Origin of the sequence: Paenibacillus sp. 203, from assembly GCF_037027525.1 — a bacterium.
GTDB classification, from domain to species: domain Bacteria; phylum Bacillota; class Bacilli; order Paenibacillales; family Paenibacillaceae; genus Paenibacillus; species Paenibacillus polymyxa_B.
Genome location: NZ_JAXCHD010000020.1, coordinates 25,686 through 40,732, shown reverse-complemented (window position 1 = coordinate 40,732; position 15,047 = coordinate 25,686). Strand labels below are relative to the sequence as shown.

At 46.3% G+C, this 15,047-nt stretch carries 15 protein-coding genes and 1 pseudogene; 8 read left to right on the top strand and 8 right to left on the bottom strand.

Features of this window, described 5'->3' with window-relative positions:
• Nucleotides 1–95 (top strand): IS3 family transposase (locus tag WA407_RS25530; protein WP_336078678.1); only part of this gene is annotated, 95 nt, incomplete at its 5' end.
• A 133-nt stretch (nucleotides 96–228) separates the two neighbouring features.
• On the opposite strand, the pseudogene WA407_RS26845 reads toward WA407_RS25530, so the two are convergent.
• Nucleotides 229–279: pseudogene (locus WA407_RS26845) on the bottom strand (putative holin-like toxin); the annotation flags it as partial.
• A gap of 367 nt (nucleotides 280–646) precedes the next feature.
• Here WA407_RS26845 and WA407_RS25525 point away from each other — a divergent pair.
• On the top strand, nucleotides 647–1,153 hold the full coding sequence (locus WA407_RS25525; RefSeq protein WP_235306879.1) for a PTS sugar transporter subunit IIA: 507 nt from the start codon (nucleotides 647–649) through the stop codon (nucleotides 1,151–1,153).
• 91 nt (nucleotides 1,154–1,244) lie between these two features.
• Here WA407_RS25525 and WA407_RS25520 read toward each other — a convergent pair whose 3' ends face one another.
• Nucleotides 1,245–2,000 (bottom strand): MBL fold metallo-hydrolase, encoded by a 756-nt coding sequence (locus tag WA407_RS25520; protein ID WP_254330858.1) that lies wholly within the window; start codon nucleotides 1,998–2,000, stop codon nucleotides 1,245–1,247.
• Nucleotides 2,001–2,141: 141 nt separating this feature from the next.
• On the opposite strand from WA407_RS25520, the gene WA407_RS25515 reads away from it, so the two are divergent.
• Nucleotides 2,142–2,687, top strand: coding sequence for a histidine phosphatase family protein (locus WA407_RS25515; protein ID WP_254330860.1), 546 nt, complete (start codon nucleotides 2,142–2,144; stop codon nucleotides 2,685–2,687).
• Between the two features lie 57 nt (nucleotides 2,688–2,744).
• Nucleotides 2,745–3,098, top strand: a complete 354-nt coding sequence (locus tag WA407_RS25510; RefSeq protein WP_254330874.1) for a YunG family protein — start codon at nucleotides 2,745–2,747, stop codon at nucleotides 3,096–3,098.
• A gap of 270 nt (nucleotides 3,099–3,368) precedes the next feature.
• Here the strand turns inward: WA407_RS25510 and WA407_RS25505 are convergent, their stop codons facing one another.
• The 3 genes from WA407_RS25505 to WA407_RS25495 all read right to left on the bottom strand — a co-directional run bounded on the left by WA407_RS25505 (nucleotide 3,369) and on the right by WA407_RS25495 (nucleotide 4,820).
• A complete protein-coding gene (locus tag WA407_RS25505; protein ID WP_323873446.1) occupies nucleotides 3,369–3,434 on the bottom strand; it encodes a putative holin-like toxin in 66 nt (21 codons plus the stop codon).
• Between the two features lie 62 nt (nucleotides 3,435–3,496).
• Nucleotides 3,497–4,309 (bottom strand): pentapeptide repeat-containing protein, encoded by an 813-nt coding sequence (locus WA407_RS25500; protein ID WP_336078674.1) that lies wholly within the window; start codon nucleotides 4,307–4,309, stop codon nucleotides 3,497–3,499.
• 118 nt (nucleotides 4,310–4,427) lie between these two features.
• Complete coding sequence (locus WA407_RS25495) at nucleotides 4,428–4,820, bottom strand: VOC family protein (RefSeq protein ID WP_013308197.1); 393 nt, start codon at nucleotides 4,818–4,820, stop codon at nucleotides 4,428–4,430.
• Between the two features lie 119 nt (nucleotides 4,821–4,939).
• Here WA407_RS25495 and WA407_RS25490 point away from each other — a divergent pair, with 119 nt between their 5' ends.
• Entirely contained in the window at nucleotides 4,940–5,989 is a 1,050-nt protein-coding gene (locus tag WA407_RS25490; protein WP_336078677.1) for a hypothetical protein, read from the top strand.
• Between the two features lie 135 nt (nucleotides 5,990–6,124).
• Complete coding sequence (locus tag WA407_RS25485; RefSeq protein WP_336078673.1) at nucleotides 6,125–6,589, top strand: transporter; 465 nt, start codon at nucleotides 6,125–6,127, stop codon at nucleotides 6,587–6,589.
• Nucleotides 6,590–6,732: 143 nt separating this feature from the next.
• On the opposite strand, the gene WA407_RS25480 is transcribed toward WA407_RS25485, so the two are convergent.
• Complete coding sequence (locus WA407_RS25480; protein ID WP_336078672.1) at nucleotides 6,733–8,790, bottom strand: transglycosylase domain-containing protein; 2,058 nt, start codon at nucleotides 8,788–8,790, stop codon at nucleotides 6,733–6,735.
• A 282-nt stretch (nucleotides 8,791–9,072) separates the two neighbouring features.
• Here WA407_RS25480 and speE point away from each other — a divergent pair, with 282 nt between their 5' ends.
• Nucleotides 9,073–9,900 carry a polyamine aminopropyltransferase gene (speE, locus tag WA407_RS25475; protein WP_053324352.1) on the top strand — a complete coding sequence of 276 codons (828 nt, stop codon included), beginning with the start codon at nucleotides 9,073–9,075 and terminating at the stop codon, nucleotides 9,898–9,900.
• Nucleotides 9,901–10,169: 269 nt separating this feature from the next.
• Entirely contained in the window at nucleotides 10,170–11,462 is a 1,293-nt protein-coding gene (locus WA407_RS25470; protein WP_336078671.1) for an MFS transporter, read from the top strand.
• A 77-nt stretch (nucleotides 11,463–11,539) separates the two neighbouring features.
• Here the strand turns inward: WA407_RS25470 and WA407_RS25465 are convergent, their stop codons facing one another.
• Nucleotides 11,540–13,279 (bottom strand): ABC transporter ATP-binding protein, encoded by a 1,740-nt coding sequence (locus WA407_RS25465; RefSeq protein WP_235306886.1) that lies wholly within the window; start codon nucleotides 13,277–13,279, stop codon nucleotides 11,540–11,542.
• Nucleotides 13,276–15,030 (bottom strand): ABC transporter ATP-binding protein, encoded by a 1,755-nt coding sequence (locus tag WA407_RS25460; RefSeq protein ID WP_336078670.1) that lies wholly within the window; start codon nucleotides 15,028–15,030, stop codon nucleotides 13,276–13,278. The genes WA407_RS25465 and WA407_RS25460 overlap by 4 nt, the downstream gene beginning before the upstream one ends.
• Nucleotides 15,031–15,047: the final 17 nt, after the last annotated feature.

The following is a 15,047-nucleotide window of genomic DNA, read 5'->3' as shown; positions in this document are numbered from 1 at the left end:
AGTACATTAATTACTACAATCACAAGCGCATCAAGTCAAAATTAAAAGGTATGAGCCCGGTACAATACCGAGCTCATGCCCAACTGGTTGCATAAAAATAGTTGTCTAACTTTAAGGGGTCACTTCAATCTGTGGGCTGCTTTTTTCCTATGAGAAGCAACCAAATTAGATCCTCTATTTAAGCTTTGTGTTACCTGGATATAGACCGTATTCCTTAGTCAGAGCGGTCTATTTCTTTTTCACGTAGGTAAGCAATGCCAGAATAAACATGCCAAACCCCTGATCATCAAGGAAATCGCGTCTTTAACCTCCATGGGCATCACTTCCCTTCGGGGAGACTAGCCGACCGCCCTTTTAGCCGTATGTTGTACTGGCAAAGTATATCATAAAACAATCGCTTTTAAGATTGAAAATGCTTAAATGCGTAATTGTGGTAACAAATGACCCGACTAAGATAGACATTATCTTAGCCGGGTTATTTTACGACGGCAGCGCCTTGACATCCTGAACAGGCATTCACTATAATTCAGATAGAAATCGCTTCCACTTTTCTTTTTATTTATTCTGTGGAACCGGTTCCTTGAAATGTGTAGCTAAGTCTCATTCACTGTTTATGAATGTAATCTCTAAATAAGGTGGCATCGTTATGTTTAAATGGTTGAAAAAGAAGGCGGCTCCTCGTATTGAACAATTTGACATGGTAGCACCAATCAAGGGAAAAGTGGTTTCCCTTGAAGAGGTTCCAGATCCTGCGTTCTCCACGAAGGCTATGGGGGAAGGTATCGCTATTCATCCGACTGAAGGTAAAGTGACTGCTCCTTTCGCGGGTAAAGTGGTCCACGTGATGGAGAAAAGTAAGCATGCTCTAATCATTGAGCATGAATCCGGTGTACAAATTTTGATACATGTCGGGATTAATACAGTTTCCCTCAAAGGACAAGGGTTTAACCCTCACGTTCAAACAGGAGATAACATTAAAGCAGGGCAATTACTGATGGAGTTTGATCTAGACGCGATTCAACAGGGTGGCTTGCCTGTAATTACGCCGGTAATCGTTCCAGACGGGCAAGAGATGATCAGTCATGTGGAAATCTTGGAAGGTACATCCGCCTCTTCAGAGGTACCCGTATTAAGAGTTCACTTAAAAGCCTAGTCTCATTCAGAAAAGACTAACCAGTAATTCCTGGTTAGTCTTTTCTTTAGATGATTCACTGACTGGTCAAGGATCGGGTATGACCATGTGATCAAAAGCTAGGTTCACATATTTCAGATATCCGCTGATTACAATTGCCTCCGTACAGCCCTCCATGAAAGCAGATCACTTTTTTAATATCATATGGCAGCAGGTTTTTAAGAGATTCTTTGGCCATATTGAAATCACAGCAGTATTGCGGGTCTGGAGCCAATAATTTGCCGCTTACCACGCGTAGAGCATCTCCTGCAATCAGGGTTTGACTGGATTTATGATAGAAACTTAGGTGTCCTGGTGTATGTCCAGCAGTATCTATAACTACGATCCCCCCACAGAAGGGTAATTCCTCTCCGGCAACGATGGTGGAGTTTACAATAGCCTTTGGGGGATTTTCAAGTGTACGCCGGAATGCGTGTCTCCACTCTACCGGAACGGATTCGGGCATGGCGCTTACAGCTTGATCTATTGCTTCTGGAGTCAGCTTTATAAGCTGTTGTTCTCCCTGTATATAAGGCTTTTCGATAGAACTGGCTAATACTTGAACTGGGGATGAAGAAGCCCGGATTATATCTGCTAAACTGCCGATATGATCAAGATCTTGGTGTGTTATTAATATGAAGGTAAGTTTATGGATTGTTAATCCGGTGCCTAGAATAGCCTCATGCAAAAGTGAGAGTTGCCCGGGGTAAGCCGTATCAACTAAAATCATGTTATCTTCGTCCCACATTAAAGTGGGGTGAATACTCTCTATACTTCCCATAATGTTAGCAGAAACCTGGAGCATGTGTATTCCCTTGTCTAATTGCATCGAATCCCTCCCATAAGAGTTGATGTAATACCAAGGAATCGTATCATGAAATATAAATATGTAAACATATATTATATCACAAAAATAATTATTTGTAAATACATAGAATTTTAAATTTGTGTGACAGTTAGGAGTGATGACGTGAAGAAAATTTATTTTGTCAGACATGCCCAAGCAACAGGACAGGAACCAGATGCCCGACTTACCGATGAGGGTACCCGACAAGCTGAGTTGTTAGTTGATTTTATGGAGAATGTAGGTGTGGAATATATTGTGTCCAGCCCGTGGAAACGGGCCGTGCGAACCATTCAGCCCTTGGCTGAACGGAAACAGTTGCAGGTGTATACTGATGTACGTCTTCAAGAACGGGTACTTAGCCATGAGCATTTGGACCATTGGCTGGACGTGCTGGAACAGACCTATTTGGACGAGGACTTGAAGCTGGAGGGAGGGGAATCATCCCGTGAAGCAGTAGATCGAGGAATCCAGCTTGTTCAGGAGCTTATAGAGCGGGCGGAAAAAACGGTTATCATTGTAACTCATGGAGCTTTACTATCTCTTCTCATTCGACATTACGATCCGCAGTTTGGGTTTGAGGACTGGAAAAAGATTTCGAATCCCGACGTGTATTTGCTAGAGCTGAAAGAAGCAGAAGCCAAGATTCACAGAGTGTGGAATACGGGTTGAAATGAATAAAGCACGTTCACCATAAGTGCAGAATGGAATCGAAAGGGGAGGCGCATGTTGAATGCAAACCGTTTTTTAGAATTAGAAAAGGCGTTGTTTCAAGCTTGGTCTTTGGAGTCTAGTTCTAAATGGACAGCAAATAATCCTGCGGCTGGACAATGTGGTGTCACAACGCTTGTCGTTCAGGACAGGCTTGGCGGCGATATTTTGAGGACATGGCTGGATAGTGGCTGGCATTATTACAACCGCATTGGTGAGGACATTATAGATTTTACGAGGTCGCAATTTTCAATCTCTCCACAATATCAGGATGTATACTCCAACCGGGAGGAGGCTTTTTCGGACACCAATGCAGAGCAGTATGCAGCCTTAAGTCGGAGATTAAAGGAATTTCTAAACGAAGAAGAATAAGGGGATTTAAATCTGGATGCAGTCATAAAGACGTGATTTTTGAACCTGATCCAATGGAAGGTACTTTTTGTTGCCCAATATACATTAAAGAGCTGAGTAATCAGTAAAATTCTTGAAGATAAAAGCTGTATTTACGTTATAAAATGGGCTATACTGAGGTAAGAATAGTAAAGGAGTCGTGCGCTAACACGACTCCAGTATACAACCACTGCTTAAAGAGCAGTCGGCAGTAGGGTCCAACAATAGACCGTTACCCTGGATCGGGGCGGTCTATTTCTTTTTCATGTAGGTAAGCAATGCCAGAATGAACATGCCGAACATGATCATCAAGGAAATTGCGTCTTGAGATATTAATTACTTAATTACGTATTTTCTTGGAGAGTACTATAAAATAAACTCTAATGCAGCCAATGACCGGGAATGCTTAGAGAAGGGGGCAGTTTGGTTTTACAATTGCCCTTAGCCGAATTTAATTGCGCCTGTGTAAGAAAGATACTTCCTTCCAGATTAGCCCCACTTAAATCAGCATCTCTAAAATCCGTACCGATCAAGTCTGTCATTCTCAGATCAGCCTCTCGCAGATCAGCAGCAATAAGTAAAACTCCTCTCAGGTTGGTACCTCTAAGATTAGCGCCTCTCAAATTGGCCCCGATAAGGTCTCTACTCCTGATTTTTTTACTATATTTATTGTGCTCCACGTTTTTCTTAACTTTTTCTCGTACTAACTCACTTGTTTGTAAAAGTAAATCATTGACTAACGCCCTATGGGTTGGTACATGAAGATTTATGAGGGATTTTGGATCTTGATCCGTAAGCTGCTCGGTTTTCGCCATAGCTTTTTGTAAGTCTGTATAGATGGGTTGAGTTTCTTTTAAGTTAAGGGCTTCATTGAGGTAATAAAGCATTTCATGAAGCTGTTGCATGATGGGAAATATATTGAACATTTCCTCAGCTATTGCCGGATCGTCTCGCCAGCTTTTTCCCTTGTATGTAACTTGGGAAACTTTTTGACCTGCTCCAAAGCAATCATATACCGTACAGCCTCGCAAGCCGTTGTTTCTTAGATTCTTATGAATATCACAACGATAATCCGCATTGAGGTTTTGACAAGGAGTTCCTCCATCCTTATTAAAAGAAAAATCAGCTGATTTTGCATAAGGCAAGGCTACACAGCATAAACCAAAACATTGTTCACAATTTGCACTATACAATAAACACACATCCTTTTACTGGCACCTATTAAACATAATATTACCAAAAAAAGATGGAGCATGGTCTATTGTTTTTTCGTAGACTTCTAGAGTCTGCTGGATCGTTTAGAGAAGAAATCTAGTCTTTTGCCAGGTTCAATTGCCATGAGACTCCGTATTTATCTTCAACCCACCCAAATTGTTGGCTTACGGGAGAGGCTTCAAGGGGCATTAGAACTCGGCCTTCCTGAGATAGCTGGTCAAACACGCTATGGATTTCTTCTTCCGAATCACAAGTGACGAATAGCGATAGAGCTGGGGTAAAAGGGTGTTTGTCCTGATGGTTATAGTCTATAGCCATAAAAGTCTGCCCTTTGAGGTTGAATACGGCATGTAACACGGTCCCATCTTCCTGATGAAAAATGCTCATGATACCAGACGGCTTAAATACAGAGGTATAATATTGCATGGCTTCTTCTGCTTGACCGGAGAACATGAAAAATGTTGTGATTTTTGGACTGGAATCATGCATGAGATCAACTCCCTAGATTGTATCGTAGATGATAACATCTTTCCTCTTTTTTAATAGAAATATTCAGCATTAGAGAAGTGCTTCATGAAGACGTACACACGTGAAAGGAGAAAGACAGGATAATGGACGCGACAGCAAGACTTATGGATATGTTCGGCTCAGCTAAGAAGCTGGATGCCAGCATCATTTCTGCCTATATGGATGTGGTTGCCCGATATGGGACAGTGGAGGATGCGTGGGAGTTATATAGGCTTTTTGTAGAAGATCCCCATCATTATATCCGGGGGTTGCTCCTCCAGCCGATCATGAGATGCGGGGATGTTACTTTGGCGCAGGATATGTACGAGCGTTACGTCCGAAATCAGGCATCCCCAGAACATATACCTGACGGTGTGCTGTATGCGCTAGGTTATTTGGGTTATGTGGAGGTTGCTGCTGATCTCGTCGCTTTGGTGAACGGACCGTATGGAGCTGTGTCTGTGGATGCCTGTTTGGGACTGGTACATCTTCCATGCGAAATGTATCGTGAGAAACTGGCGGCTGAATTGGAAAAAGCGCTGGATCAGAATTTGTTTAATGAATTCTTACCTCTGTTAAGCTTCAAATGCACGACTGAAGATATGATTCCGCGATTGGTACATTGGGGAGAGCAACATGCTTCCGTAGACTGTAATGCAGGAATTATTGCTGGAATCGCATTGTTTGGAGAAGGGCAGAAGGAGACGATCCGATCTATCCTGTGGAATCCGTTTTGGGAGGCTCATGGAACGGCTACAGGCAGTTGTGTGTGGTCTTATTTTGCTATGCAGCATGTAGGACTAACCTTTAGGGAGCTTGTTCAGGATATAAAAAGCTACGATACATCCAAAAAAGATGTACAGACATTGGAATACCGTTTGGACGTGCTACATGAGATGTTGGAACTAAAGCTAAGCTATACAGCCCGACCGATCCGGTTCGCTCGCAGCAATGAGGAATCATTTGGTCAGCTATATAGCGATTTGTTTAGCTGGTCTAACGAACATCACGATGACTCTATTATAGGCTGGATGAATGAACAGTTGGGGGTTGAGCACCGACTACTGGAACGGTATTATGAGCTAAGGAAACGAATCGAGATTAAAATGGTGCATGAAATTGAGCTGGAGCATGTTCAGAAAGGGAGTTAATCGTATCAGGAAATAAGAATTTTTGATGTAAAAGGACGAAATGGCGGAGTTTGGCGGCGATATGGGGATTCGCCCAGTCCGCGGGCTGATGTCCCGCATAGGATACATCAGCCTAGAACACAAGGAGTGAAACACATGTCTTTACTGCCACAAGTTCCTTTCGGAACGCAACCGGGTACTCCGGGTCCTTTCACGCCGTCAAGTCCTTCGATTCCACAATTTCCTGATATGCAGGATTCGTTCCCATCTCCGATAGGTCCGCCACCAGGCCCAGGGCCTTTTTCGCCACAGCCGTTCTCACCGCCGCAGCAGGGGCCATTCGGTCCGCAAGGTGGGCAGCAAACTCAAGCACCAACTTCCCCACCACCGCAATTTACGCCACCCAAGCCGCTGGTTTCGGCGTATGCGGTTGACCCTGGAGCCATCTTTGGTTGTTTGTTCCGCAACACGTTTGTATGGCTGACGAACGGAGAGCGTTTCTGGATGTACCCTGTCTTTGTAGGCAGGACATCCGTAGCGGGTTTTCGGTGGAGTGGACGTTTTTGGTTTTATTATGGTGTAGACACTAACCGTATTGAGTCGTTTAGCTGTTATTGGTAATAGCGCAGCTTTAGGGAAGAGCGGGGCTTAACGGGATGATGGCTGATGGCACTGTCAAGAGAGGTAAATGGGCACATGAGGTAAAGTGAAGCGAAAATAAAAAGACTGAGAGAGCGCTCATCGCGTTCCCTCAGTCTTTTTTGCTATTCCATCCACCAACGTTTAAAATTGCCCCACCATGATTTCTTTTCGGCTTGTCGCTCCGCTTGGTCAGTTGGTGTTGATGCCGGTGGGTTATCTTGCCCCGACAGCGTCTCCTTCGGCTCCGTGCCGCTGACAAATACCTCCAGCCGCTTATCCGGGCTGTCCGGTGCAGCCAGTTTGCCGCTGGCCGGATCAATATAAGCGCTGACTACGCCGTCGGGGATAGGAAAGATTTTGGGCGGCACATTCTCCAGCGCTTTCTCCGTATATTGCGCAAAAATCGGAGCCGCCCGTCGGGCATCCTGTGTGCTGATGTCCTTGCCCTTGTCATAGCCAACCCAGACAGCGGTGGATAGTTCGGGGGTAAAGCCGACCATCCACGCATCGGTGTTGGTCGTGCCGCTCTTGCCGGCAACCGGGCGCTTGATCAGCTTCGCGACCCGGTTGCCGGTGCCGCCTTCTTCGAACACGCCTTCCATGAGGCGTGTGAGGACATAGGCGGAGGCGGGCTTCACCACCTGCACGGGCGCGGCTTGGGGCGCTTCGTACAGCGACCGCCCGGCCGCATCGGTGATGCGCAGCACTGCTACCGGAGCCACCTTTTGCCCGCCGCTGCCGATGACCGAGAAGGCGGAGGCCATCTCGAACGGGCTGACGGGTGACACACCCAGCGCCAGCGAGGGTACGGGCTTGAGCTCGCTTGTAATGCCCATTTTGCTGGCGAGGTCCATGACCTTGTCCGTTCCCACCTTCAAAATGGTGCTAACGGCATAAATATTATCGGACGCCGCAATTGCGCGCCGAAGATCAATTTCGCCCAAATATTTGTCTCCAAAATTTTTGGGCTTATAGGTCTTGCGGTTGTTATCGTAGTGGAACAATGTCGGTCGGCTTTCGAACTTGGACGTACTCGTCAAATCGCCGGAATCCAGCGCGCTCAGATACATAATCGGCTTGAAGGCTGAGCCCGGCTGCCGGGTTGTGGCCAGCGCATGATTATATTGATTCCCGACATAGTTCGTTCCGCCGACCATGGCCTTGACATGTCCGTTGCGCGGGTCCATGGAGATTAACGCGGTTTCCAGTCCGTTGCTGTTCTTCATGCCTTCGTTTACAGCCGCCTCGGCTGCCTGCTGCATGTGCATGTCTAGCGTGGTATAAATACTCAGTCCGCCATGCTCGAGCACCCCTTCGCTAATCCCAAGTTGATGAGTCGCCAGCTGGCGGACGTAATCGCGGAACCAGGGAGCGGTTTCCACTGTCCGGCGCTGGCTCTCGGGCCGCAGGGCCAGCATTTCCTCATAGGCCTTGGTGGCTTCGGCCGGAGTAATCTTGCCGATGAGCGCCATGGAGTCCAGTACAATTTTCTGCCGATCCTTTGCATTTTTCATATGATTATACGGTGAATAGTAGGTCGGTCCTTTCGGAATACCTGCTAACAGGGCGCTTTCGGCCAAATCCAGCTCTTTTGCGGATTTACCGAAATACATTTGCGAAGCTGCTTCAATGCCATAGGCGCCGTGACCATAGTAAATTTCGTTCAAATACATTTGCAGCAGCTCATTCTTGGTGTACTTCATTTCAAGCTGTGCGGTATAAATGGCCTCCTTGGCTTTGCGCGTCCACGTTTTCTCATGAGATAAGTACAGATTGCGTGCAAGCTGCTGAGTCAGCGTGCTGGCCCCTTGCGACATATCCCAGCGGGTCAGATTAACGATTACCGCCCGGCCCAGACCTTTAAAATCAAAGCCAAAATGATCGTAAAACTTCCGATCTTCCACAGCCAGGGTAGCTGCAATCAAATCGGGTGAAATGTGATCAAGCTGGACCGGAATGGATTCCTTGCCTCCAGCAGAGAAAGTGGCGATGACTTGTCCCTGACTATCGAGCAGACGTGAATTCCTATCCGTATCCGCGAGCGGAAGGCTGGTCGTGTACAAATAGGCGAGCAGGATGCAGGCGGCGATGACCGTCAGAATAGTGAGAGACATCAGTCCTTGAAAGCATCGAAGCCACAGCGGTTTACGCTTGGGGGATCGCCCGGTCGTATCGGTCATCATGCCACCTCCTTCCATAGTTGATGTTCTCAGTATAGTCAATCCGAAAGCGTCTATTCATCAGATACACACACGTGTCTATTTTAAACAAGATTAAATCTCCAAATTGCTTTTGCAGTCCATTCAGGTATCACTTATAATGCAAAAAGTGTGAAATTCCAATGCGTTTGGTACAATAAATATAGCAAACTCGGCGTTTGCGTGTTGCTGATATAAGGAAAGTCAACGTTTATGCTACCGGATTGCCGGACACATACTTTGATCAGAAAGAAGGTTGGAATGATGGACTTGTGGTTTACGGAGAAGCAGACTCCCTCTTTCGGTATTACAGCAAAAATCAAACAAACCTACGTCTCTGAGAAAACGGATTTTCAGGATCTGGCTATGATCGAGACAGAGGAATTCGGCAATATGCTTGTTCTGGATGGCATGGTGATGACAACGGTTAAGGATGAATTTGTGTATCACGAAATGGTAGCACATCCGGCCTTGAATACACATCCGAATCCGAAAAAAGTTTTGGTTGTGGGCGGTGGCGATGGCGGCGTTATTCGTGAGGTCATCAAGCACCCTGAGGTAGAAAAGGCGGTATTGGTTGAGATCGACGGTAAGGTGATTGAATATTCCAAAAAATATTTGCCTGAAATCGCAGGGAAGCTGGACGAGCCTAATGTAGAAGTGCTAGTCAATGACGGATATATGCACATTATTGAACACAAAAATGAATACGACGTCATTATGGTCGATTCGACGGAGCCGGTAGGTCCGGCAGCCCCGCTGTTCGAGCGCGGGTTTTACCAAGGTATTTTTGAGGCGTTGAAGGAAGACGGCATTTTCGTTGCGCAAACGGATAACCCTTGGTTCAAGGCAGACCTGATTCAGAAGGTCAACAAAGATGTGAAGGAAATTTTCCCGATTGTGCGTGTGTATGGTGCGAACATTCCGACCTATCCGAGTGGTCTTTGGACATTCACGTTGGGGAGTAAGAAGTATGATCCGCTCGAAGTAGACGAGACCCGAATTCCAGAAATGGACACCCGATATTACAGTCCGCGTCTACACAAAGCGGCGTTTGTACTACCTAAGTTTGTAGAAGATTTAACGAAGTAAACATTTTAAAAAGCGCCTTAGTGGTCTTTATTGCCTGTTTTTGGGTGGGAAAGAGCGCTATAGGCGCTTTTTTGTGTTGGATAAGATTTGAAAAAGGGTATAAAAGCATACTGGACACTGGATTTCCTTTTAAGATAAAAGAAGGAAATTTAAGGGTGTGTGTAGAATATACAAAAAACCAGACATTTAACAGATTTGTAATGTCAACAGGGACGGTTTGGTTATGGAAATACATAAATCGGCGATGTACCAAAGAGGGGGAAACTTTTTTGATCAGACGCTCTTTTTATTACCTGTGGGGGTCTCAGACAATCTCCAACGTAGCAGATATCATCTACATGTTGAGTGTAGTGGTATTGGTGTTTAGTTCAAGTAATTCATTAATGACGACTATTTTAATTCCGTTGTTCCGATTGTCTGCCCAAGTACTTAGTGGGCTCGTTGCACCGATCGTCCTTGGCCGATTTCAGCTAACGCGCGTGTTGCTATTTTCCCAGTTTGGGCAGTTTGTCATTTTTACGCTGCTGCTGCTTTATTTGTGGATCGTACCTGAGCAGAGGTCGTTTCTATTTATTTTTGTGATGGTGTTTGGTATGTCTTTTCTGGATGGCTGGACAAATCCCGCGCGTAATGCGCTTGTACCCCGTTTGGCTACGGGTGAAGGACTAATGCGGGCCAACGGCATGGTAGCGGTCAGTGATCAGGTGGTCAAGTGTGCAGGCTGGGCGTTGAGCGGAATTATTGTGGCTTGGCTGGGTTCCCTGAATACGCTTGTGATCGCATCCTGTTGTTATCTTGTGGCTGTAACTGTCACGTCCTTCATCCGTGATCCGCTGGATCAGAAGGAATTAAGTCTTGAAGCTTCGGATTCCTCAACAAATCTAGTAGAACCTGCAAAGGGAAAGGAAAAAAACTCCCATTGGAAAGAGCTTGGGGAAGGCTGGAAAATCATTTGGCATAACCGTCGTATTCGTTCTCTGATGATCGTCGATAGTGTGGATAGTATTGGGGGAGTCTCCTGGCTCGGCGTATTTATTTTGGCGTACGTCAGCCAAGTGCTGCATCGGGATGCAAGCTGGTGGGGCTTTATGAATGCATCCTTTTTCTCGGGCACAATTTTGGGTGGATTGATTGTCGTCGGTTTGGTGAAGCGCTTGCAAAAGAACAGCTTTTTGTACATGCTCGGAGCGTTGCTGGTGTATGTACTGATTACAATTGTATTCGCGCTGAATACAATCCCTGTTGCTGCGCTTATTCTTTTTGCTGTATCAGGTTTACCTGTTCAAATGGCAGGGATTATTCGCCGCACTTTGCTGCAAACCAGTGCATCGGCAGCTCAGCTGCCCAAAGTGATGGCGGGAATTGATGTGATTACAAATCTCGCTTTCGGTCTGTCCTTGTTATTTATGGGCTGGTATGCAGACCGTTTCGGTATGGTGCAGGTGTATTTGTTGGCTGCGATTATGACGACCATTGCTATCTTGATCGGCTGGTTGTACCGCAGGGATTTTCAGGAAAGTGAGCAAATGGATCATCCAACCGCTACGGGGGCAGGCATTTGAGCTTTGTTTCTTCCTGTGTCACAACAAAAAAAGCCGATTGCATAAGAGCAACCGACTTTTCCCCTTAACCCGCAGTGTTAGGCTGTAGTGAACTGGCTGTTATAGAGCGAGGCATAATGGCCGCCGCTGGCAAGCAGTCCCTCATGGGTACCGCTTTCCACGACATCGCCGTTTTTCATGTATAAAATCAAATCCGCTTCGCGGATGGTCGATAGTCTGTGGGCGATCACAAAGCTGGTGCGTCCGGTAATCATTTTCATAAATGCTTTTTGGATACGCGCTTCTGTCAGGGTATCTATGCTGCTGGTGGCTTCATCCAGGATCAGCATAGGTGGATCGACGAGGATCACCCTCGCGATGGTGAGCAGCTGTTTTTGGCCTTGCGACAGGCTGTCGCCTGACCCGCTAATGACCGTATCGTAGCCATGAGGCAGTCGCTTGATGAAGCTATGCGCATTGGCAGCTGTTGCAGCTGCGATGACTTCTTCATCCGTGGCCTCTGGCTTCCCGTAAGCGATATTGTCCCGAATGGTCCCGCTGAACAGCCATGTATCTTGAAGCACCATACCAAAGTTAGTCCGTAGGCTGTCCCGGCTCATGTCGTTGATATTCACCCCGTCGATGGATATCGAGCCGCTGTCTACATCGTAAAATCGCATGAGCAGATTGACGAGTGTGGTTTTGCCAGCTCCAGTCTGCCCGACAATGGCCACACGAGTGCCTGGCTTTACCTCCAAACTAAAGTTCGTAATGAGCGTACGTTCCGGGTTATAGGAGAATTTGACATGATCAAAAAGAATCGTGCCTTTGCTGTGCTCCAGCTGTACGGCGTTCGATTTTTCGGGCTGCTCTGGCGGTGAGTCCAAAATAGCAAATATGCGCTGAGCAGAAGCCGTAGCTGCCTGGAACTGGGTCAGCACACCCGTAATTTCATTAAAAGGCTTGGCGAACAAATTGGTATAAATCAGAAAGCTCGACAATCCGCCTACCGAGATCCCACCCAAAATAATGGAGATACAGCCAATCATGGCGGTGACTGAAAAAGTCATGTTGTTCACCAATCGGGTAGAGGGGTTGGACAGTGATCCGTAAAACTGCGATTTCACTCCGGCTTGATACAATTGTTCGTTTCTGGCCGAAAATTCCTCAAGCGAGCGGTTTTCATAATGAAAAGCGGTAACTACCCGTTGCCCGCCGATCATTTCTTCCACATAACCGTTCAGGCTTCCTAAAATTTTGGCCTGTTCGCGGAACATACGCTGCGATCTTGTGGTAATGAACCGTGCTACGCCATATGTGATCGGGGCAGACACCAATACGACCAACGTCATGATCGGACTGATATACAGCATGAGTACAATGGAGCCTATAATCGTAATAATCCCGGTAATCAATGTGGAAAAGCCCTGTAGTAATCCATCCGACACAGCATCCATATCGTTCACAAAACGGCTAATGCTGTCTCCTTGTGGATGAGTGTCATGAAAGCTTAATGGAAGGATATTAAAATGATCAAATAACTCCCGCCGCATATCATTTACGGTCTGATAAGCAATACGGTTCGTCAAATACGTGAGCAGCCAGCTAAATAGACTGCCTACAACATATACAATGCCTAATCCAGCTAGAATCTGCGCAATACCTTTAAAATCTACTACTCCCTTATCCACCATATGGTCGATAGCCTGACCAATCATGTAGGGTCCGATCAGACTGGCAAGCACGCTGAGAACTGCACTGACGATGACCCAACATGTTGTTGTTTTATATTGACCCACATAGGTTAACAATCTTCTCCAGGTTTCCTTGCCACTCATTGGTCTACCTCCTGCGTTGAGAGCTGGGAATGATTAATTTCCTGATATACATCTGAGCTGCTCATCAACTGTTCATGTGTGCCGATACCAACAATCCGTCCCTCATCAAACACAATTATTTTATCAGCATGCTGTACGCTGCTTACTCGTTGCGAGACCAACAGGACGGTCATGCTGGTGCTATTTTCCCGTAGCGATTTACGGAGGGCGGCGTCGGTTGCAAAATCGAGTGCGCTTGAAGAGTCATCCAAAATGAGGATTTGCGGATTGCCGACAATAGCTCGGGCAATGGTAAGTCGCTGCTTTTGTCCTCCTGACAAATTAAGCCCCCCTCGGGTGATCGGAGCATCGAATTTCTCCGGCAGGTTGGAAATGAACTCATCCGCTTGCGCGATTGCTGCTGCTTGAGCGACTTCCTCATCGGTGGCGTGTTCATGCCCCCAACGGATATTATCCGCTATAGTACCAGTGAACAGCAGTGCCTTCTGAGGGACAATTCCGATTTTCTGCCGCAATTGCTCGAGCTTATATTGCCGAACGTCGATGCCATCAACCTGCACACGACCCTCTACCGCATCATAGAAGCGGGGAATAAGATTCACAAAGGTGGATTTCCCAGAACCTGTTCCTCCGATGATGCCGACCGTTTCACCGGGATAGATGTTTACCACTATATCGCTCAGTGCCAGTTGTCCTGTCTTATTGTATCTAAAGGAAACATGATCAAAAGAGATGGCTGGTACAGCGCTATGCTCACTTGCTCCCTCCCTGTCTATAGATGTAGAAGTAGCAGCAGTGTCGGAAATCGAAGCTTGCGTGTCTAGGACCTCCTGAATACGCGCTGCTGAAGTGGCAGCTTTGGTGAACAAAATAATTAAATTGGTTACCACAATCAGAGCCAGTAAAATTTGCGTAATGTAATTAATAAAGGCAATAATCTCCCCTTGTGTAAGAGATCCATATTGGATATGGATACCGCCGATCCACAGGATAGCAATAATAGCTCCGTTCACCACCAACAAGGTGGCGGGGCTTAGCAAAGCAGAAATACGTCCGACACGAATAGCAGTCTGGGTCAGGTCATCTGAGGTGGCATTGAACTTTCCTCGTTCAGCTCCTCTTTTAGCAAATGCACGTATGACCCGTACGCCTGTAAGATTTTCGCTAAGTACCAGAGCGATTTTATCGAGTTTTTTCTGGTATAGCCGGTACAGGGGAGAAGCCTTCGTAATGACAACATACAGAATCAAAGCCAGAATCGGTGTAGCCGCCAACAGCACCAAAGCAAGGCGGAAGTCCAGAATCATGGACATGATAATCGCCCCGATACAAATAAAAGGAGCACGAATGACCAAACGAATCAACATCGCTACAGCTGTTTGCAGCTGATTGACATCATTCGTAATCCGGTTGATGAGCGAGGGTGTACCGAATTTATCGAGATCAGCATAAGAAAACGAAGAAATATGCTTAAACATCGTATTGCGCAGCGTAGTTCCGAATCCTTGAGAGGCACGAGCTGCGTAAAACTGACACACTAATGAACTGCCAAAGCCCAGTATAGTCATGAGTAACATCAAAAGACCCATCTGCCAAACATAATGGGTGTCTCCTTTACCTACGCCATGATTGATCATTAAAGCAACCATCGTAGGCAGCAATAGTTCCAGGATGGCCTCAATCAGTTTAAACAGAGGCCCAAGAATCGTTTCCTTTTTATAGGGTTTCAAAAAAACAGCAAATTTCAGCAAATAAACCATCACCTAAC

Bases quoted from the DNA above. Each gene is read 5' to 3' on its own strand.
- WA407_RS25525 (WP_235306879.1), top strand. From the start codon at position 647: ATGTTTAAATGGTTGAAAAAGAAGGCGGCTCCTCGTATTGAACAATTT.
- WA407_RS25520 (WP_254330858.1), bottom strand. From the start codon at position 2,000: ATGCAATTAGACAAGGGAATACACATGCTCCAGGTTTCTGCTAACATT.
- WA407_RS25495 (WP_013308197.1), bottom strand. From the start codon at position 4,820: ATGCATGATTCCAGTCCAAAAATCACAACATTTTTCATGTTCTCCGGT.
- WA407_RS25485 (WP_336078673.1), top strand. From the start codon at position 6,125: ATGTCTTTACTGCCACAAGTTCCTTTCGGAACGCAACCGGGTACTCCG.
- WA407_RS25480 (WP_336078672.1), bottom strand. From the start codon at position 8,790: ATGACCGATACGACCGGGCGATCCCCCAAGCGTAAACCGCTGTGGCTT.
- speE (WP_053324352.1), top strand. From the start codon at position 9,073: ATGGACTTGTGGTTTACGGAGAAGCAGACTCCCTCTTTCGGTATTACA.
- WA407_RS25465 (WP_235306886.1), bottom strand. From the start codon at position 13,279: ATGAGTGGCAAGGAAACCTGGAGAAGATTGTTAACCTATGTGGGTCAA.